Consider the following 18379-nt stretch of genomic DNA (forward strand, 5'->3'; position numbering starts at 1 on the left):
TTTGAACTGGTCGATCACATTCGCGCCACTCGTTCCGATGCCCGTGCTGATCGCGCTCACGGTGGTCGCTCTCGGCCTCGTTGTCGTGCTGCTGATGCGCCGGTCACGCGGCGCGTTGCTCCGGCTTGCGGCGCTCGCGGCGTTAATCGGCGCGATTTTCAACCCGATCCTGAAAGAAGAACAGCGCGAGGGCCTCGCCAACGTCGCGATCGTCGTGCTGGACGAAAGCCCAAGCCAAAAGCTTTCCGATCGGACGCAGCAGATGCAGGCGATCCGAGACGATCTCGAAAAGAAGTTCGCGAAGATCCCGAACCTCAAGATCAAATGGGTGACGGGCGGCGTTCCGGGCGAGCAGGCGGCTCCGGGCACCAATCTCTTCACCGATCTCAATTCGGCGCTCAACGACACGGCGCCGGACCGGATCGCGGGCGTGCTCTTCGTTACCGACGGACAGGTGCACGACGTGCCGAAGTCGGCGGCGTCGCTCGGATTCGATGCGCCGGTGCATACGCTGCTGACAGGCAAGCCCGACGAATTCGACCGCCGCATCGAAGTGATGGAAGCGCCGCGCTACGGCCTTGTCGGGCAGTCGCGACCGATCGAGCTGGCGGTGCGCGAGACGGGTAAAGCGCCGACGGCGGAATCCGGCGCCGTGACACTTAAGGTTCGCCGCGAAGGCCTGCCGGACGAAACGGTCCGGACCGAGATCAACAGGAAGGTCAAGATCGACATGCCGATCCCTCATACGGGGACGAACATCGTTGAGATTGAGCTTCAACCCACTCCCGGCGAGCTGACGACAGCCAATAATCGCGCCGTGGTCGCCGCCGAAGGCGTGCGCGAAAATCTGCGGGTACTGCTCGTTTCGGGTGAGCCGCACCCCGGCGAACGCACGTGGCGAAATCTTTTGAAGTCGGATGCCGCGGTCGATCTCGTGCATTTCACGATTTTGCGGCCGCCGGAGAAGCAGGACGGAACGCCGATCAATCAGCTGTCGCTGATCGCATTTCCGACACGCGAGCTCTTTTCCGAGAAGATCAACCAGTTCGATCTGATCATCTTCGACCGATACGAGCATCGCGGTATTTTGCAGCTGCTCTACTACGACAATATTGCGAAGTATGTCACCGAGCACGGGGGCGCACTGCTCGTCGCGGCGGGCGACGACTATGCAAGTGCGTTCAGCATTTATCACACGCCTCTGGCGCCGGTTCTCCCCGCAGCGCCGACCGGGCGTGTGCTGGAAATGCCATTCCGCGCCAAGGTTACGCCGGAGGGGCAAAAGCATCCGGTCACGCGTGGCCTTCCAGGCTGGAATTCGGCAAACGTCGCCGATGCCTCGCCGAAGCCGACGTGGGGAAAATGGTTCCGGCAAGCGGAGGTCACGCCGAAACGTGGCCGCATTGTCATGACGGGGGCCGAGGACAAGCCGTTGCTCATTCTCGATCGCAACGGCAAAGGCCGCGTCGCGCTGCTGACTTCGGATCAGGCGTGGCTGTGGGCACGCGGATACGATGGCGGCGGGCCACACACCGATCTCCTGCGGCGGCTTTCGCATTGGCTGATGAAGGAGCCCGATCTCGAAGAAGAACGCCTGATCGCGACGTCCAAAGGCATGAAGCTGACGCTCGAACGCCGCTCGATGGAGGACAAGGTCGGACCGGTGAAGGTTCTCGGCCCGGGCGGTGATACGACCGACGTCACGCTCAAGCCCGTGACGGGCCAGCCGGGCGTCTGGCGATCCACAGTCGACGTCAAACTGCCTGGTCTTTACAAAGCCGAGACGTCGGCGACGACAGGTCAACTGACGGCCGTCGCCAACGCGGGCGTCGAAGATCCGCGCGAAATGAGCGAAGTCACGGCGACGGAAGACAAAATGAAACCGATCGCCGATACGACAGGCGGCGGCGTTTTCTGGACGCGGACCCAGAACGGATCGGCGACCAACGTCGATGTTCCCCGTATTTCGATGATGTCGGCTGCAAAGGTCATGGCAGGCTCCGGCTGGCTCGGCCTTAAAGATCGGCAGGCTTACCTAACGCGCGGCGTGAAGCTGACGCCGATGTTTACCGGCTTTGCGGCGCTTTCAGCTTTGCTTGCATTGATTGCGCTCGCGTGGTGGCGCGAAGGGCGTTAGCCTCGGCCGCAAGCTGGAGTTTCCATGGGCAATCCTGATCTTTCGTACCTGAAGCCGGTCGGCGTCATCGGCAACGACGATTACGGCCCGGCCATCGCGCGCCGCATTGCAGCTTGCGGGTATCGCACACTTTATACCGGGCTTAGCGGTTCGCCCGTGGTCGCGAGAGGCGAGCGGATCGAACCAGCGCCGACGCCGACCGATATCGCTGCCGAATGTGCGATCGCGCTGGTCGCCATCGACGACACCGAAACGCTGCGCGAACTGCTTGTCGGCAACAACGATCGCATGGGTTTTGGCGCTGAGATGGAGCCGGGCTCAGTTGTCGTCGATCTCGGCGCCCGAACGCCGCGCGAGTTGCAGGCGTTGCTGGGTTTGCTCGGCACGCGGGGTGTCGCCGTCGTCGACGGGGCGCTTATCGGCGGTGTGGATGCCGCCGGCGAAGGGCGCGCCAAGATTTTCGTCGGCGGTTATCCCGATGCCGTTGACGTTGCGGAAAAAGTGCTTGCGTTGCTCGGAAGCGTAGAGCGCACCGGGCCGCTCGGCAGCGCGCATGCCGTCGCTGCACTGATGGGCTATGTCGAAGCGGCGCACGCGGTGGCGCGGGAAGAAGCTATCGCACTCGGTAACGCTTGCGGGCTGACGCCTGCCGTGCTGACGCGAATGCTTTCCGATACTTCTCTACTTCGGGAGCCTAACGTGACCTGGCTTAGCCAGCGCGCCGAACTCGCTCGGCGCATAGCGCATGACCGTGGGCTCAGCGCCGATATTATTGATCTGGCCTCGGAAAAGCGGGCCAGGCAAAAAAGCGAAAATCGTTGATGACTGCTTTGGCGGTCCACGGAGCAATCGAGGCAAGGCTGCGACTCGCGTAGCTTGAGGTCGATATACCGGCCACCTCCGAGGCAGTGATGTCCGCGCTTTTTCGAATTGTCTATGCCACGCACGCCAATGGCACGCACCACAAGCTGGCGCTCGATGCGCTCAATGCGATGCCGCGCGCCGACAAGGACGACTGGACGCGCGTATTCCTAAAGTACGTCGAACGCTATCTCGAAGGCTCGAAAGCGCCGGACAAGACGTTCAAGGATTTCAAGAACCACGTGCTGCATGTTTCGGACAACTATTGGGGTGGCGCGCCGGAAAAAGCGCACGAGTGGTATGGGCAGACGGTTGCAGAGCTGAAGGCGGGCAATTGGGCCGAGGCGGCTTATGCAGCCGGAGTGCTTAGCCATTATTTCACAGATCCGGTGATGCCATTCCATACCGGCCAGACCGAGGCCGAGAACGCTATCCATCGCGCGACGGAGTGGAGCATCAACCGGTCTTACGATGGGTTGCGGGCAATCGGTGAAAAACGGTTCGCGAGTCTCGAAGCTCCGCGGCCGACCGGTCCGAACTGGCTGAAAGACTACGTTTGCGACGGCGCGGAGTTCTCGCATCGCTATTACGAAAAGCTGATTGCGCATTACGACATTCACAAGGGATCATCGCACCCCGAAGAAGGTCTCGACGATATCGCGCGCAATCTCGTCGCCGAGTTACTGATTTACGCGTCCAAGAGCTTCGGCAATGTCCTCGATGCTGCGATCTCGGAATCTGGCGTTGCAGCGCCGGATGTATCGCTGACCGCCGAAACGTTTCTGGCGATGACGCAAATTCCGCGGAAGTTCATCGAGAAGCGGCTGACCAATGCCGAAGACCGCAAACTCGTCGCGGCGATCTACGACGAGCTGATGACGACCGGGAAAGTCGAACATTCCTTATCCGAAGACGACCGCACTATTCGCGACTTGCATCGTGAGGAGGTCTTGGCTCCAAAGCTCGCTCAACAGAAAGCGGCCCGCGCCGATCGACTTTCCGCCGGCAGCGATCAGGCAAAAGCCGCGCCGCCCGCGCTAGCGACGTCGAAACACGTCACATCGACGCCCGACATGACGGCGCTTGAAATTGCGGTGGCTAAGTCGTCGGGCATTGTCTCGGACGTCGCGCAGCGCCCACCCGCGTTGCCGCACGATGGGTATGAGGTCGTTCCAGATGCGGTTCCGCCTACCATCGTGACGCGGATTCCGCAGCCGCCGCCGGTGCCAGAGCGTGTACTCAACCACGGGAATGAACCTTCAAAGAAATATCTGTTCGCCAGCGACGATCTCGAAGCTGCACCGTCCATTGGGCCGAAAACGGCAGAACGCTTTGCTGAAGTCGGCGTGCATACGGTCGGCGATTTTCTCGATTCCGATCCGCACGAGCTTGCCGATCAACTCGATGATCCGCATTTTGATGCCGAGACGCTGACGGACTGGCAAGACCAGGCGCAAATGGTGATCGATGTGCCCGGACTTCGCGGCACGCATGCGCAGCTTCTGGTCGGGGCCGGATACCGCACAGCGGAGGCGGTGGCACAGGCCGATGCCGTTATACTTTCAGCAAATGTTTTGAAGTTCGCGGCAACCTCTTCCGGCAAACGGGTGTTGCGCGAAGGCCGCCCGCCGGACATCGAGAAAATCAAAGGCTGGGTCGACGCTGCGAAACACGCGGTTGCGGCTTAGCAAATTTGTGGCATCGGGGTTCTCGTCGGACATAACATCCCCAGTCGGCCAATTTTCTGACGTCGTCCCGGCCCCTTTGACGTCATGTCGACGGAGGTCGGCACCCAGACAGTAATCCACATCCGTCATGTTCACGTTTGGCTGGACCCGGCCTGCGCCGGGATGACGGTTTGTTGATCTAATCCCTCGCGCCACACACACGGAACGACGCCGGGGTGGCGCCGCGACGTTCGAGAGTTCGACGCACAGCTACGCTTGCCATTTCCAAACATCGGCGCAACAATAGCTGCGTTTCCGAGGGGCGCCGGTTGTCCGGCTGAGATCACGCAAACAAGCGCGAGCACCCTTTGAACCTGATCCGGATCATGCCGGCGAAGGGACGGAGAGTTATGGCATCCTATTCAAGTTATATTGCCGACCGTCAGATGCTGGTCATTCACGACGACTTGGCGCGGCAGATCGCATTGATGCTGCGCCAGGAAGGTAGCGGACGCGTGGACATCGCGCTCGATGGGCTAGAAGGCATCGAATGCCTCTCTCGCCAGTCGTACGACATCATCCTTCTGAACTACAAAATGCCCAGGATGAACGGCGCGGAGATGTTGCGCCGTATCCGGCAGCGCGGAGATCGCACGCCGGTCATTTTCGTATCGGCATGGGATGAATACGAGATCCCGGAGAAGATCTCCGATCTCGCCTACGACGCCTGGATCAACACACCGTATTCGCATCGGCATTTCGTCGAAACCATCGCTTCGACTCTGCACAAACATGGCCGCTAGCCTACTTGTACCACGGAGATCCTTATGAATAAGCCCACGCGCGCCGCCGATATCCAGACGCCAAAAGTGACTGTCGGCCCACTAAGCGCTTCGACGAAGGTTTATTCTTCGCCCGAAGGACATGACGATCTCAATGTTCCTTTTCGTGAGATCGCACTGACCGACGCAAACGAGCCATCGTTCCGCGTCTATGACTCGTCGGGTCCCTATACGGATCCTTCCGTTACGATCGATGTCGCGAAGGGGCTGCCGCGCATTCGTGACGCGTGGATCGTCGAACGAGGCGGCACCGAAACGTACGATGGACGTGTGATCAAGCCGGAAGACAACGGCAACGTCTCCGGCGCGCATGCAGCGCGGGTGTTTCCCACCGTGCGTCGGCCGTTGCGTGCCACTTCTCCCCAGCCGGCGCGCCCCAGCCCTAACCGCTCCCCGCAAGGGCGAGGGGAATTTCAGAGCGGCAAGGCGACGCCGCTTACCCAGTTTGAATATGCGCGAGCGGGAATCATCACGAAGGAAATGATCTACGTCGCGCATCGGGAGAATCTCGGCCGCGAGACTGCGCTCGCGCGAGCGAAAGAAGCGCTTGCCGATGGCGAGAATTTCGGGGCTGACATACCTGAGCACATCACGCCGGAATTCGTGCGCAGCGAGATCGCGCGAGGTCGTGCGATCATCCCAGCGAACATTAATCACGGCGAACTGGAACCGATGATCATCGGCCGCAATTTTCTTGTGAAGATCAACGCCAACATCGGCAACTCCGCCGTCACGTCGTCGGTCGAGGAGGAAGTTGAAAAGATGGTGTGGGCGATCCGCTGGGGCGCCGATACCGTGATGGATCTTTCGACGGGCCGCAACATTCACACGACGCGCGAATGGATTATCCGCAATTCGCCCGTGCCCATCGGCACCGTGCCGATCTATCAGGCGCTGGAAAAATGCGGAGGCGATCCGGTGAAGCTTACGTGGGAGCTTTATCGCGACACACTAATCGAGCAGTGCGAGCAGGGCGTCGATTATTTCACGATCCATGCGGGCGTGCGGCTGCCGTTCGTACCGCTGACCGCCAACCGCGTTACGGGAATCGTTTCGCGCGGCGGCTCGATCATGGCCAAGTGGTGCCTGGCGCATCACAAGGAAAGCTTTCTCTACGAGCGCTTCGACGAGATTTGCGATCTGATGCGGAAGTATGACGTGTCGTTCTCGCTCGGCGATGGGCTGCGTCCCGGCTCGATTGCCGATGCCAACGACCGTGCGCAATTCGCCGAGCTTGAAACGCTGGGCGAGTTGACCAAAGTCGCCTGGGACAAGGGATGTCAGGTGATGATCGAAGGCCCCGGCCACGTGCCGATGCACAAGATCAAGGCCAACATGGACAAGCAGTTGAAAGCGTGCGGCGAAGCCCCGTTCTATACGCTTGGACCGCTGACGACCGACATTGCACCGGGCTACGACCACATCACCTCCGGCATCGGCGCGGCGATGATCGGCTGGTTCGGGACCTCGATGCTTTGCTACGTCACGCCGAAGGAACATTTGGGGTTGCCCAACCGCGACGACGTGAAGGTCGGCGTCATCACGTACAAGATTGCAGCGCATGCGGCCGATCTTGCGAAGGGACATCCAGCGGCGCAGCTTCGCGACGATGCCCTGTCACGCGCGCGCTTCGAGTTCCGCTGGGAGGATCAGTTCAACCTGTCGCTCGATCCCGACACGGCGATGTCATTCCATGACGAGACACTGCCGAAGGACGCCCACAAGGTCGCGCATTTCTGCTCGATGTGCGGTCCGAAATTCTGCTCGATGAAAATCACCCAGGACGTGCGGGACTACGCGGCGACGCTGAACGATAAAGAGACCGGGATGCTGGAGATGAGCGCGAAGTTTAGGGAGATGGGCGAGCAGTTGTACATCGAGAGAGATCGCGAGGAAGCGGGTTAACGTATCTATGGAAGATAACGAGCTTCGGCAACGACTAGCTGAAGGGGCTAAGATTTCCAAACGGCTCGAAGACGAAGTCCGGTCAGCCACCCGAATTTGGTGCATCGTTGAAGCGTTCAACGGACGCGACGAGGAACACCGTTCCCAGTTACGTGACAGCATCAGACATTTCGGTCTGGGAAAAACCGCAAATACCCTAATCAAAGGATTGGTACGAGACACGTTATCAAGCCTTCTGCGGATATCTGACCCACCGGGCGAAAAAGAAGATCGCCAAACATTTTGTGTGTTGGCCAACTTTCTTGAACACGAAGACGTTATCTCTGCGCTCGTAGAACGCGCGCTGAATTGGCAACCAGATTGGGATGACCAGTGGAAACAACGGAACGCCGAGTTGGTCAGAAAGAGGGTAGAATTTATTAAAAGCTTGGTGCCCAAGAACTGGACGGGACCGGTACCTATTGACGACAGACTCCTTCAGTTCCGCCAGCAATTGCGGCCTTTGCGAAATTCATTTCTGGCGCACGCTGAAGATTATGATCAAGTCCCTCAACCCACCTTCAATGAAACACGCAGCTTCCTCAAGCTCTCGTCTGAAATCGAAGCTGCATCCAGCTTGGTATTCTTAGGTAGCTCTGACGATTTGCAAGATCGCTGGGATACTTACCTGCGCGAGGCCAACGAATTCTGGGATCACTTAATTTTCGATGACACCTAAAACCCGTCCGTCAAAACACAAAAATCATAGTCAGAGGACACCTTTTTGGTAGGATCGCGGTAGACACGCAGACGAGAGGTATTCGGGCACTCCTCGTCCAAACCAGCCAGCGGGGGACGCCATGGGGTTCAGGTTTTATCAGCTTGGTGAATTGATTGGGATTGCGCTGCTGCTTGGATCGACGGCGACGCAGATGTTCTATCTCGATCCGTTGAAGCGCGAGATTGAATGGCGGCTCGCCGCCTTCAGCATTCAGCAATCTGCGCAAGTTCAAATCAAAGCCGTCCACGATAATCGAATTATCCTATTGCAGGCACTGAATGTCCCGGCCGAGAAAATCAAGGAAGCCGAGACTGCGCGCGACGAAAGCCTGAACCGCTTCAAGACGGCGGATGCGAATATCTCCGATTTCATGATCGCCAAGGAAAGCGTCGAGGATAACCTGCAATACATCGTGCTTGCGTTGTTCGCGCTCGGCACGCTGCTCGCCGGTTTCGGCCGCGCGATGGAGATGCGTACACATCGGGATTGACGCAGATGTATTTCATTATCATAGCGCTTCTACTCTTCGTACTTCCGTTTGCGAGCGTCGTCATAGAAGCGATGTTGTCGGCAGGTGTCGACGTTTTGTGGCTTGTCGGGAAATGGTTTGTCTTTTGGGCCTGTGGCGTCCGCCTTTTTATCGCCGGAATGAAGCAAACGCTTCAACCGGCGTTCACCGCGAAGTCTATTTTCGAGATCGATGCTCCCGCGGCGTATGCCATCGTGCGGGAGGTCGGCTTTGGCAATCTATCTATGGGGGCGCTATCGCTTGCCACGCTGGCCGAGCCAAGGTGGCTCGTGCCGGCGGCAATCGTCACAGGGCTCTATTATGGGTTGGCCGGTCTCGGGCACCTTTTCCGGGAAGGCAACATTAAAGAGCGCGTCGCGCTGTGGACCGATCTTTGGGCATTCGCCATTCTTGCCATCTTCGTCATTCATCAGTTGACATGACCGCGGCTTCGCGGCTGTTGCCCTTGTTGAATTTCGACGTTTCTATCAGACGGACCTGGTCTTGACGTATTACGTCCGTCGCGACGCCCGGAAGCGAAAGGTCTTTGCCCATGCGTATTCCCTTGCCCGCCATTCTTTTTACTGCGGTTCTCGCGTCGATCTCGACCGCGGCTTTGGCGGCTGCCTCGTCATCCGCATTTATCGAGCCGGTGCTCGGTCAGCTCGTCGGCTTCACTCTGCCCTCCGGATTCGAGATGAACAAAGCAAATACGAGCGCCGGTCAGTATTTTCGCGACGCCTTTCCAAAAGGCGAAACGACGAAGAATTGGTCGCAAATGATCACAGTAAGCGGTGCCAAAGACGAAAACGATACGGCCAAATCGGCGCAATTCATCGCTGCACATATATCGGACAGCATCCAGAGGCAGTGTCCGGACACTTTTGCGGTCAAGCCGCTAGGACCAACGAAGATCGATGGCCAGGACAGCTTCGTCGCCATCGCAAGCTGCGGAAAAGTAGGGCCGGACAAACATAGCGAGACGGCATTGATGTTGGTGATCAAAGCGCCAAAAGCCGTCTACACGATTCAGTGGGCGGAACGCACGCCATCGAGCGCCGAAAATTTGACGATTGACGAAGCCAAGTGGAAAGGTCGCCTCAAGCAGATGGTGCCGTTTCGCGTCTGCCCCGTCGTGGCAGGAGAAAAGCCACCTTATGCAAGTTGCGGAAAGAAATAGGCCATATCCGGAACCCTCTTTCCAAATCGCGCGAACAATGCGAGCCTCTTCTCATCAGCAACAACCGAGAGGAGGTGATCCGATGTCGAGTGGGATCTTGAGGCGGTCGATGTCGTGGTCGCTCAGGCTTACATCCGGAAATCTCCCGGATTGCAACTGAGGCTATAGACGCGGATATCGCACTCCGCTTTCATGACGAACGATCTCACGGGGCCGCCGAAAAGCGGCCCTTTCTCTTTGCGCGAAGCACCCCGAATAGTCGACGTGCGACGCACGTCCCAGGCTTTTGCTCAAAAGGTTTTGTTGTAACCAAAACACCACACGTGCATCGAATCATCGCGCGGTGATTCGCTTTTCTGTGGAAGAACCCGGATCTCTGACATAGCCTTTTGCTCGTGGGACAGCTGATCGGGGGATTGGCTGGGGGGAGAAATACCCACAAGCAGCCGTAACGCTTTGCATGAGTTTCATGGCTCACGCATCGCGCACGCCCGAAGAAAGCCAGTGCGCTGTCATGCGCTACGGTACTTTATGTTGGTTTGCGGCGGGTCCGGGGGGGCCTCGCAGGGCGTCCAAAAAGAAATGGGTGGCACACTCTGCCACCCATTTCTTTTTTGTCTCGATGCATGCGGAGTTGCGGGTGCTTGGCCCTTCATTCGCCGAACCACAATTTCCACGTCTCCTTGGCCCGCTCCATCAGCGATTTATGCGGCGCCTTAGGCGCTTCGTGCGCGGTGACAGGAGCCATATTCCCCGGCGAAGGCTCGGCGGCCGCCTGGTTTCGAACTTCATCGGCCGACACCGTGCGTACGACGGACGCCGCCTGTGCCGGTGATGCCGGTGCCGTTGAACCCGGAGGCGCGGACGCCGAGTCGGCCGTGTGCTGTGTCGCAAGCCGCGATGACATTCCGGCAGCGGGCACCGCTGGGTCATTCGTCGCGCTGCCGGAGTCCGGCGCACCGTTTTCGGAATGTTTTTCGCTATCCGGTAGAGAGCCCGATGCGGGCGGCGACGGAGACGATGCATCGGGCACCGTCGCAGGCGGTGCAGCCGACGGGAAGGCCGGAAGCGACGACGCAGGCATCCCCTCAGGTTCGGACTCTTCATTTTCGGTTGACGCGGAGTCGGCCGCTTCGTTTTTCGGAGGTGTTCCGCCGACCGTCTTCACGATACTCGACAACGGGCGCTCGGCGCCGACCTGCGGTAATCCCTTTGCTTCTTTCTCGATGGTCTCGTCATACTCGGCAAGCGTGACAACGGGCGCTTTCGGCGTCATGTGCACGATCTTGTAGCCCTTGGCTTTCAACTGCGCGAGGATGACCGGCAGCGCTTTAGCCGTTCGCTTATGAATATCGTGCATCAGGATGATGCCTTTGCCCCGCTTATCGAGCTTTTGCATCACCGACTTGATCAAATGGTCCACCGACTGACGGCGATAATCGACGCTGTCGATGTCGGCCGAAAACATCGCGATGTTTCGTTTCCCGAGATACGCGACGGCTTCCGGCGTATCGACGAGTGTCGGAAAGCGAAAGAAGGGCGCGATCGGTCCACCGACGGCACGATGAACGGCACTGATGCCGCGTTCGATCTCGGCCCTTCCATCGTCGAACGTCTTCAGCTTGCCTATGGCTTTGTGGCTCCACGTATGCGTGCCGACAGTATGACCCGCTTTCGCGACCTCTCGAATGATCTCCGGATAGCCGAGCGCCATTTTGCCAATAGAGAAGAACGTCGCCTTCACGCATTCGTCGGCGAGCGCTTTCAGAACCGCTTCGGTCGAGTATTTTTGCGGCCCGTCATCAAAGGTCAGCACGACCTCCTTGTCCTGCAGAAAGTCGTAGGCCTTGTAATGCTCTGTCCCAAATCCGGGGCCGCCTGTCGTGTCGATTTCGACGGTACGCGAGATGCCGAGCGTTCCGGCTCTGGGACAGGTTTCGTCCGCGCCCGCCCACGCTGGCGGAAAGATCAGAAACGCCGATAGAATGAATCCAATCCGCGCTCGCATTCCCATGGCGTCCTCCCCATCATCAGACGTCGGATGGTATCAGTTTGGTAAACGCGTAACAGCCTGCCCATGCGCCTTGCTAAGCCGCTGTGGCTTTGACGCGTCCGGGAATACCTCCCAATTCAGCATAAGTGTCGCATGAGTCGTCTTTGGACGCAGCTGTGGTTGCGAAACCATGGGCGACTACCGTAGTTGAAATGACGTTATAAAGCGCGTGGAGTTTGCCGCCTGATGTTTGCTTTTTTCCGATCCTCTATTGCCGTCGCATCCGCCTTTTCTTGCGTGCTGTCGAGCGCGGCTCTCTCAGCCGCAGAGGCATTGCCAGCAGGCGACAACGTCGTGACGGCGGGAGCATCCGGTATCGTCAAGGTCCGCGATTACCGTTATCACGACCGACACCACCGTCACTCTTATCGCCGACACTATCGCGGTCACATCGTCGACGCGCCATTCGCGCATGTCGAAAGCGGTAGACATACCGTTGTCGATGCGCCCTTCGTGCACGTCTATAGCGGACGACACGGGCGGCACATCGTGGCGCCGTTCGTCGATCTTTGGCGGTGATCGGCGGGGACGGATGCGCTCGACAGGCGCATTTTACCTGGAGAAGTTTTTTTCTTGGACATAATGTGCCCAAAGTGAGGTGGTCTATTGTTCGTCGCGGGACCGGCGACAACCGACGTCATTTGGGGGGTAGAGTATATGTTCAACCGCGTATCGACGCCTGATTCGCGTAACGTGGAGCCAATAAGGTCCGCTGCACCGCCATCAATCGCACCAATGAAAACGCCTGCTCCGCCGCTTTTCGGCGCTCCGCAGCATCATTCGGGACCGGCAATCGAAGCGCCTACTTCGGTCCTTGGGCAAGACATCACCATTGCCGGCCAGCAGCTCGTCATCAAAACCAAGGGTTCGCTGCTCATCGCCGGACACATCCAGGGCGACGTGCACGGTGAATCCGTCACCGTCGGTGACACTGGCAGCGTGGTCGGAACCATCACCGCGCGCATGATTATTATACAGGGCGAAGTCAACGGCGCCTTGAAGGGCTCGTCGGTCAATCTCAACGCTACGTCGCGCGTCGAAGGCGATATCGTCAAGCAGACATTGTCTATCGACGAAGGTGCCCAGTTCGACGGAAGCGTGCGCCGGGCAAAGGACGTCGGTGAGGTTACGCCCGATCTCGGCTAATACGACTAGCAGAGACTATCTGATACGATCATGCCGGTGACGTTTGCCCAAGGCGAACGTCACCTCATTTTTGTCCGAGCATTCTCGAAATCAAAAACGCCCGCGCGCCGACGGAGTGACTTGGTCACACGTCTCTTTGATGCGGATATCCTGGCCGATCAGCCGACAGACATGCCGCTTAAAATTGGGATTGTTGCGGATCTTATCGGCAGGCGCGTAGACGCCATACTCGCGGGCGACAGTGGAGACGAATTGGTCCTGGCAATACGGCGTCGCAAGCAATGCGCCGTTGACGTCTTGATATCCGTCGGCCGTGCATTTGATTTTAGCAGACGCGGATTGCGTCCATGTGACAGCGGCACACGCGGCTACCAGATAAATCGCCGCTGAATTTTTTTGTCTCATCGTGAGTCCTTAATCTGTTGCCGTGCCGCCAGCCGCCGCAAAATGCGCACTCGCAAAGTGCCGGTTTCGAGCTTAGCAGCTTGCCTTGCCGGAGCCGCCATGAAAATGGTCTCGACGGTTTACGCACTCCTACGCTGGAATGTCGGGGCGTTTTTGCGCCAGCTTGGAAATCGACCGATTCTCATGAGGGACGCCAATGATTACTGTGTATGACGCAGTCGGCGGCAAACTGGTCCCGCGCCTGGAACCGGGAAGCCTTGGGAGCGCCGTCTGGATTGATCTTCTCAACCCTGCCGAAGACGAAGACAAGACGATCGAGCAGGCGCTCGGCATCGAGGTTCCGACTCGCTCGGAAATGCGCGAGATCGAGGCTTCGAACCGTTTCTATACCGAAAACGGCGCGTACTATATGACCGCGATCATCCTGCACAACAGCTCGCAAGACGTGCCGATGACGTCGGTCATCACATTCATTCTTTCAGGCCCGCACCTTATCACGGTTCGCTACGCCGATCCTCGAGCATTTCCCCTTTATGTCACTCGGGCAGGAAAAGGCGACCCGGCTTGCGCATCGGGGCCCGGCATCATGATCGGCCTTACCGAAATGCTGATCGAGCGCGAGGCCGACCTCATCGAGCGCGTGCAGGATCAAGTCGAACGCATGGCGCCGATCGTATTCGGTCAGAACGGGTCGCAGAATTCGCGCGACCGGCGGCTCGACGTCCTCTTGAAGACGGTTGGCAAAGAGGGCGACATCACCGCCCGAGCGCAGGAAAGCGCCATGTCGATCCACCGGCTGCTTCTCTACTTTGCGAATGCCGTCCGCGAGCGAAAAGACGATAAGCGGATCATGACGCGTATTGAATCCGCAAATCACGACATCACGTCGCTAATGGAAAGCCTGCGGTTCCTATCGTCACGTACGAGCTTTCTGCTCGATGCGACGCTTGGCATGATCTCGACCGAACAGAACCAAATCATCAAGCTGTTCTCGGTCATGGCCGTGATGCTGATGCCGCCGACGCTGGTTGCGTCGATCTACGGAATGAACTTCAAATACATGCCGGAGCTCGCGGAATCCTGGGGCTATCCGCTAGCTCTCGTTCTCATGTTTGTGTCGGGGCTTTTGCCGTTCCTCTATTTCCGCAAGAAAGGCTGGCTCTGAGCCGAAAACGACGTGGCCGGACAGAAAAAGCTTCTGCCATGCGGTAGTCGGTTGATCATAAAAGAATAGTCGCCTTGGCGGGGGACGGCGCTCAGTTAACGGATGAACACCATCCGTTCTGCGACCGGACGTCACGCAACCTAAAGCTGCGCGTATAAAAGCCTATATTTTTCAAAAGTTTAATTAATATGGTTAAAATGTGGTATCAGCAATGGGTTGACCACATGGAACTCCAGTGCTCGTTGTGCGGCGCCAGGACGGGGAAAACCCCACTCATCACGGGTAGCAGTACGAGCCAGGTTCTGGGGTTCGGTTACGGGTCATCAGAGGGATTGTTCTCAGTGAGTCACTTCTCCCAACATTAATGAAAGTGCCGCCACGTGGCGGTTGCCCTGCGCCCTCTCCTCCCGCGGCGCAGGCGGGGGAAATTGCTCAATTCGACCCGGAAACGCTGCTGCTTCTATGAAGAAGAAGGAGTGCACTATGCGTTCGTTTATCGCTGTTGCCGCGTTCGGCGTTGCAGCCATGACGGCCAGCGCAGTTCCCGCTGATGCAGCTTGGCGCTGCCACGGGGCGGCGTATGTTTGCGGATCTTCCTCGCACAAGGCGGTGAAGTCGCGCGTTTCCTACCGGGCCTCTCACTCGAAGCATGCCTACGCTAAGAAGCGTTATGCCCACCGCGCTGTAAGGCATTCGCGATATGCCTACCGGACGTCGCGGCGGCACTATGCTCAGGCTCCGGCACGCCGGCATCACGCGACCCGCGTCGCGGCGAGAGGCGGCGCTTATAGCGGTATGGCGTCCTATTACTGGCAGGGTCAGATGACTGCATCCGGCGCTCGCTTTAATCCAGGCGCCCTTACTGCCGCGCATCGCACATTGCCTTTCGGCACGCGCGTTCGCGTCACCAACCGCCGCAACGGGCGTTCTGTCGTCGTTATCATCAACGATCGCGGACCCTTTGTCGGCGGCCGTGTCATCGACCTTTCTCGCGCAGCTGCTCAAGCGATCAGCATGACCGGCGCGGGCGTTGCTCCGGTGTCATTGGAAGTTCTCGGCCGAAGCTGAGCACTTTTGACAAATCTGAAATAACAAGAGGCGCTCGGGGACCCGGCGCCTCTTGACGTTTTTTTGCCTTGCGAATCGGGATAATCAGCGTGATTCGGGGATGGTTCCGGGGGGAATTTGCGTGCACCGAAGCACTCGCGCCGGTTTCGTGCTTGCGCTCAATCTTGCTGCCGTCGCATCAGCCAGCCCGCTCAGGGCTGAATACCTTGTCGATGGATTGGCGGGACCGGCGAGCCGAGCGTTAAAGATGGCGACTTGGACAGTCAAAACGGCCCGGCGCCCGATCCTTGGATCGTGGCGTCCGAAGGTCAGCGTGACGCTGACGGTGCCCAAACGGCGGGTCGTAGCGGCGGCCGCCGTCACCCACATCCCGCAACCCTACGGGCTGCACGGCCCGCAACCGCCGCAGACCAGCCCTGCGATGACGGGCCTGGCCTCCTATTATGGCGCCAGCGCCGGAACGGTAACCGCGACGGGCGAGCACTTCGATCCGTCTGGGCTGACGGCAGCGCACCGTACGCTTCCTTTCGGAACCCGCGTAAGGGTCACACGTGTTGATACGGGACAAAGCGTTATCGTCCGCATCAATGATCGGGGTCCGTTCAAGCGGGGACGTGTGATCGACCTTTCCGAAGGCGCAGCGCGCACTCTCAAAATGACGGACGTCGGTCTGACGAACGTTCGTCTCGAAGTTCTCAACTGATCTCAACGTTCTTCTGCGCGATACCTACGATCCAACTGCGCTTCCAGCACGCTGATCTGATCGAGGTACGCTCCTTTGATACACTCGGTATCGTGGCCACAATCATCGCGCGCATCAAGGAACTGGCGCTGATATCGCTTCAGTCGATCGCGCTGGCTCGTACTGCGGTAAGACTGCTTTAGCTCGCCATAGAGATTGCTTGCCTTCTCATCGAGTGCAGCCAGCACGTCATTCCGGCAGATCGTGCGCTCGGACGCCAATTCCGCCTTGCGGCAATCGAATTCCTGTGCCGACGCTTCTCCAGCCTGGAGCGCCAAAAGGCCGAGCGCTGCGAGCGCCGCAGCGGAGACTGCCGCCGCAAATTTCAAAGTGATCTCATCCGACATGGTGCCTATACCGATCTCATAAGTGTCCACCCCAGCGGCAGACTCACTGAAATAACGATGCTGGTTTGCGGGCAGAAAGATCAGCCCGCTGGTGGTGAATGGGCGACACGCGCCGGAAGCTCGAACTTAGCTCCGGATTCCGATTGCCAACGAGAGATAAAAATCGGTATTTTTACGCAACAGCAAAGCCTCCTTTCAGCCGACGCGTGTTTGATGAAGAAACCCTCCGTCCAGACACCCATCACCACCCGCGGCGAAGCTCTCGATCGCATCAAGACAGCGATGGTCGAGAAGAAGCTAACGCAGGCCGAGCTTGCCGATGCCTCAGACTGTCACGAAAAGACGATTCAAAATCTTCTTGGCGGGCGCTCCGTCCGCGACCAGACGCTGTTCGACGTCTGCATGGTGCTCGGCCTCGATTTCCATGGGTTAAGAGATGCGTGGCACGGCGAGTCCGTCGCCGTGGAAAACGGTCAAACGAATGGAGCGGGCCATGAGGGCGGCGTCGCGCCGCTCTACATGGGAGCTTACGCGCGGGTGGCGGTCGATCATTACATCGGCAGTTATCTGACGCTTCGCCGGTCCTTCTCGCTGCCGGAGACCGTGGTTGCCTATCGCACGGACATAACCTGGGATCCGGAGTGGCCGAGCCTTTTGTTTCAGGAACGAGACAGGCCGGATGCCCCCTACGCGCACCGCGGTCGCCTTTATATTCCTGCATCGTCCAGCTTCATTCACTTTGTTTCGCTGACCAAAGGCGCCATGCGCATGATCGTGGTTTCTCAGATCGACCGCGCGGGCGAGATGCGTGGCATCATCACGACCCTCAACAAGCAGCGTGCGACGTTCATCCCGGTGGCAACGCCGATTCTTTATGCGCGCCGTGAAAATTTCGATGGAGACGCGTTCGGCGAGATCACGCCTAAGAACAAAGCGTACGGGAAATACAAGCGCCTGCTCGACGAGACGATCGAAGAAGGCTATGCGCGTCTGATCAGTTAGCCGCTGTTCGGCTGGCCTTTTGGCAAAAAGTAATTCTTCAGCAGGTAATTCAGACTTCGCGACCAGGATTCATCGGTGTTGTCGCGGATATCGACGCTCTTGATGAACGTGAACTTGTCCGTTTGCGGGTCCGCTACGTACAAATTCATATTGAGAATGAGGTTCGAGACCTTTTGCACGGTCATCCATGCCACACGATCGGCGTGGAGTTCCTTGCCATATGCGGCTTCGCATCCGCCGCAATGCCCAATCGGCTGGCCATCAGCGATTTTACGACGCACCGCGCCGGTCAATGGTGTGATGCGATAAGCTCCAGAATTGGCGACCGTCCAGATGAATTGTTTCTCAGTGTGTGCGATGCGGGTACGCTCTTGCGTTGTGGTTGGTTCAAGATTCTCGTTATCGTTCATAAACCGAAGGCCCAAAAACGCGAGATGCGGCGGGTTCACTTTGGCATTCGCGCGCTGAACCGAGAGGACGGCCAAGAGCAGAGCCAAAGAGATCTTGATGACCCTGTTACGCAAAGCATGCATCGCCATACCCCTTTCACATAAAAACATGGGAATGGCGTTTATGGTTGCAAGTCAGAGA

The 18379-nt window shown here is 58.4% G+C and carries 19 protein-coding genes and 1 riboswitch; of the genes, 15 read left to right on the forward strand and 4 right to left on the reverse strand.

What is annotated here, in order from left to right:
* Position 1 precedes the first annotated feature (1 nt).
* From VHB22_RS07875 to VHB22_RS07915, 9 genes are all read left to right on the forward strand, one after another.
* Entirely contained in the window at positions 2-2137 is a 2136-nt protein-coding gene (locus VHB22_RS07875; RefSeq protein ID WP_325456407.1) for a hypothetical protein, read from the forward strand.
* A gap of 24 nt (positions 2138-2161) precedes the next feature.
* Complete coding sequence (locus tag VHB22_RS07880; RefSeq protein WP_325456408.1) at positions 2162-2959, forward strand: NAD(P)-binding domain-containing protein; 798 nt, start codon at positions 2162-2164, stop codon at positions 2957-2959.
* 89 nt (positions 2960-3048) lie between these two features.
* Positions 3049-4686: a DUF4332 domain-containing protein gene (locus VHB22_RS07885; protein ID WP_325456409.1), complete on the forward strand. Its 1638-nt coding sequence runs from the start codon at positions 3049-3051 to the stop codon at positions 4684-4686.
* 287 nt (positions 4687-4973) lie between these two features.
* Positions 4974-5083, forward strand: a riboswitch (TPP riboswitch).
* The gene (locus VHB22_RS07890) at positions 5076-5468 is read left to right on the forward strand and encodes a response regulator (RefSeq protein ID WP_325456410.1); all 393 of its coding nucleotides are present in this window, start codon (positions 5076-5078) and stop codon (positions 5466-5468) included. It overlaps the preceding riboswitch by 8 nt.
* 24 nt (positions 5469-5492) lie before the next feature.
* A complete protein-coding gene (thiC, locus tag VHB22_RS07895; protein WP_325456411.1) occupies positions 5493-7412 on the forward strand; it encodes a phosphomethylpyrimidine synthase ThiC in 1920 nt (639 codons plus the stop codon).
* A gap of 7 nt (positions 7413-7419) precedes the next feature.
* Entirely contained in the window at positions 7420-8130 is a 711-nt protein-coding gene (locus VHB22_RS07900) for a hypothetical protein (protein ID WP_325456412.1), read from the forward strand.
* A 121-nt stretch (positions 8131-8251) separates the two neighbouring features.
* A complete protein-coding gene (locus VHB22_RS07905; RefSeq protein ID WP_325456413.1) occupies positions 8252-8662 on the forward strand; it encodes a hypothetical protein in 411 nt (136 codons plus the stop codon).
* Between the two features lie 5 nt (positions 8663-8667).
* Positions 8668-9123, forward strand: a complete 456-nt coding sequence (locus VHB22_RS07910; protein ID WP_325456414.1) for a hypothetical protein — start codon at positions 8668-8670, stop codon at positions 9121-9123.
* Between the two features lie 110 nt (positions 9124-9233).
* A complete protein-coding gene (locus tag VHB22_RS07915) occupies positions 9234-9860 on the forward strand; it encodes a hypothetical protein (RefSeq protein WP_325456415.1) in 627 nt (208 codons plus the stop codon).
* Positions 9861-10512: 652 nt separating this feature from the next.
* On the opposite strand, the gene VHB22_RS07920 is transcribed toward VHB22_RS07915, so the two are convergent.
* Positions 10513-11874: a polysaccharide deacetylase family protein gene (locus VHB22_RS07920; RefSeq protein ID WP_325456416.1), complete on the reverse strand. Its 1362-nt coding sequence runs from the start codon at positions 11872-11874 to the stop codon at positions 10513-10515.
* Positions 11875-12099: 225 nt separating this feature from the next.
* On the opposite strand from VHB22_RS07920, the gene VHB22_RS07925 reads away from it, so the two are divergent.
* Both VHB22_RS07925 and VHB22_RS07930 read left to right on the forward strand, forming a co-directional pair.
* The gene (locus tag VHB22_RS07925) at positions 12100-12432 is read left to right on the forward strand and encodes a hypothetical protein (RefSeq protein ID WP_325456417.1); all 333 of its coding nucleotides are present in this window, start codon (positions 12100-12102) and stop codon (positions 12430-12432) included.
* Positions 12433-12648: 216 nt separating this feature from the next.
* Positions 12649-13059, forward strand: a complete 411-nt coding sequence (locus VHB22_RS07930; RefSeq protein ID WP_325456418.1) for a polymer-forming cytoskeletal protein — start codon at positions 12649-12651, stop codon at positions 13057-13059.
* A gap of 90 nt (positions 13060-13149) precedes the next feature.
* On the opposite strand, the gene VHB22_RS07935 is transcribed toward VHB22_RS07930, so the two are convergent.
* Complete coding sequence (locus tag VHB22_RS07935; protein WP_325456419.1) at positions 13150-13464, reverse strand: hypothetical protein; 315 nt, start codon at positions 13462-13464, stop codon at positions 13150-13152.
* A 196-nt stretch (positions 13465-13660) separates the two neighbouring features.
* Here VHB22_RS07935 and VHB22_RS07940 point away from each other — a divergent pair, with 196 nt between their 5' ends.
* From VHB22_RS07940 to VHB22_RS07950, 3 genes are all read left to right on the forward strand, one after another.
* Positions 13661-14629: a magnesium transporter CorA family protein gene (locus VHB22_RS07940; protein WP_325456420.1), complete on the forward strand. Its 969-nt coding sequence runs from the start codon at positions 13661-13663 to the stop codon at positions 14627-14629.
* 483 nt (positions 14630-15112) lie between these two features.
* Positions 15113-15697, forward strand: a complete 585-nt coding sequence (locus VHB22_RS07945) for a septal ring lytic transglycosylase RlpA family protein (protein WP_325456421.1) — start codon at positions 15113-15115, stop codon at positions 15695-15697.
* 121 nt (positions 15698-15818) lie between these two features.
* Positions 15819-16400, forward strand: a complete 582-nt coding sequence (locus VHB22_RS07950; RefSeq protein ID WP_325456422.1) for a septal ring lytic transglycosylase RlpA family protein — start codon at positions 15819-15821, stop codon at positions 16398-16400.
* A 2-nt stretch (positions 16401-16402) separates the two neighbouring features.
* On the opposite strand, the gene VHB22_RS07955 is transcribed toward VHB22_RS07950, so the two are convergent.
* Positions 16403-16786 carry a hypothetical protein gene (locus VHB22_RS07955; protein ID WP_325456423.1) on the reverse strand — a complete coding sequence of 128 codons (384 nt, stop codon included), beginning with the start codon at positions 16784-16786 and terminating at the stop codon, positions 16403-16405.
* 213 nt (positions 16787-16999) lie between these two features.
* Between VHB22_RS07955 and VHB22_RS07960 the strand changes: the two genes are divergently transcribed.
* On the forward strand, positions 17000-17788 hold the full coding sequence (locus tag VHB22_RS07960) for a helix-turn-helix transcriptional regulator (RefSeq protein WP_325456424.1): 789 nt from the start codon (positions 17000-17002) through the stop codon (positions 17786-17788).
* Here the strand turns inward: VHB22_RS07960 and VHB22_RS07965 are convergent.
* The gene (locus tag VHB22_RS07965) at positions 17785-18321 is read right to left on the reverse strand and encodes a DUF3280 domain-containing protein (protein WP_325456425.1); all 537 of its coding nucleotides are present in this window, start codon (positions 18319-18321) and stop codon (positions 17785-17787) included. The two genes, VHB22_RS07960 and VHB22_RS07965, sit on opposite strands and share 4 nt — an antisense overlap.
* Positions 18322-18379: the final 58 nt, after the last annotated feature.

The sequence above is a fragment of the Hyphomicrobium sp. genome (assembly GCF_035548195.1).
Taxonomy (GTDB): domain Bacteria; phylum Pseudomonadota; class Alphaproteobacteria; order Rhizobiales; family Hyphomicrobiaceae; genus Hyphomicrobium_B.

Coding starts and splice junctions, on each gene's coding strand:
- VHB22_RS07880 (WP_325456408.1), top strand. CDS start 2,162: ATGGGCAATCCTGATCTTTCGTACCTGAAGCCGGTCGGCGTCATCGGC.
- VHB22_RS07885 (WP_325456409.1), top strand. CDS start 3,049: ATGTCCGCGCTTTTTCGAATTGTCTATGCCACGCACGCCAATGGCACG.
- VHB22_RS07890 (WP_325456410.1), top strand. CDS start 5,076: ATGGCATCCTATTCAAGTTATATTGCCGACCGTCAGATGCTGGTCATT.
- thiC (WP_325456411.1), top strand. CDS start 5,493: ATGAATAAGCCCACGCGCGCCGCCGATATCCAGACGCCAAAAGTGACT.
- VHB22_RS07900 (WP_325456412.1), top strand. CDS start 7,420: ATGGAAGATAACGAGCTTCGGCAACGACTAGCTGAAGGGGCTAAGATT.
- VHB22_RS07905 (WP_325456413.1), top strand. CDS start 8,252: ATGGGGTTCAGGTTTTATCAGCTTGGTGAATTGATTGGGATTGCGCTG.
- VHB22_RS07910 (WP_325456414.1), top strand. CDS start 8,668: ATGTATTTCATTATCATAGCGCTTCTACTCTTCGTACTTCCGTTTGCG.
- VHB22_RS07915 (WP_325456415.1), top strand. CDS start 9,234: ATGCGTATTCCCTTGCCCGCCATTCTTTTTACTGCGGTTCTCGCGTCG.
- VHB22_RS07920 (WP_325456416.1), bottom strand. CDS start 11,874: ATGGGAATGCGAGCGCGGATTGGATTCATTCTATCGGCGTTTCTGATC.
- VHB22_RS07925 (WP_325456417.1), top strand. CDS start 12,100: ATGTTTGCTTTTTTCCGATCCTCTATTGCCGTCGCATCCGCCTTTTCT.
- VHB22_RS07930 (WP_325456418.1), top strand. CDS start 12,649: ATGAAAACGCCTGCTCCGCCGCTTTTCGGCGCTCCGCAGCATCATTCG.
- VHB22_RS07935 (WP_325456419.1), bottom strand. CDS start 13,464: ATGAGACAAAAAAATTCAGCGGCGATTTATCTGGTAGCCGCGTGTGCC.
- VHB22_RS07940 (WP_325456420.1), top strand. CDS start 13,661: ATGATTACTGTGTATGACGCAGTCGGCGGCAAACTGGTCCCGCGCCTG.
- VHB22_RS07945 (WP_325456421.1), top strand. CDS start 15,113: ATGCGTTCGTTTATCGCTGTTGCCGCGTTCGGCGTTGCAGCCATGACG.
- VHB22_RS07955 (WP_325456423.1), bottom strand. CDS start 16,786: ATGTCGGATGAGATCACTTTGAAATTTGCGGCGGCAGTCTCCGCTGCG.
- VHB22_RS07960 (WP_325456424.1), top strand. CDS start 17,000: ATGAAGAAACCCTCCGTCCAGACACCCATCACCACCCGCGGCGAAGCT.
- VHB22_RS07965 (WP_325456425.1), bottom strand. CDS start 18,321: ATGCATGCTTTGCGTAACAGGGTCATCAAGATCTCTTTGGCTCTGCTC.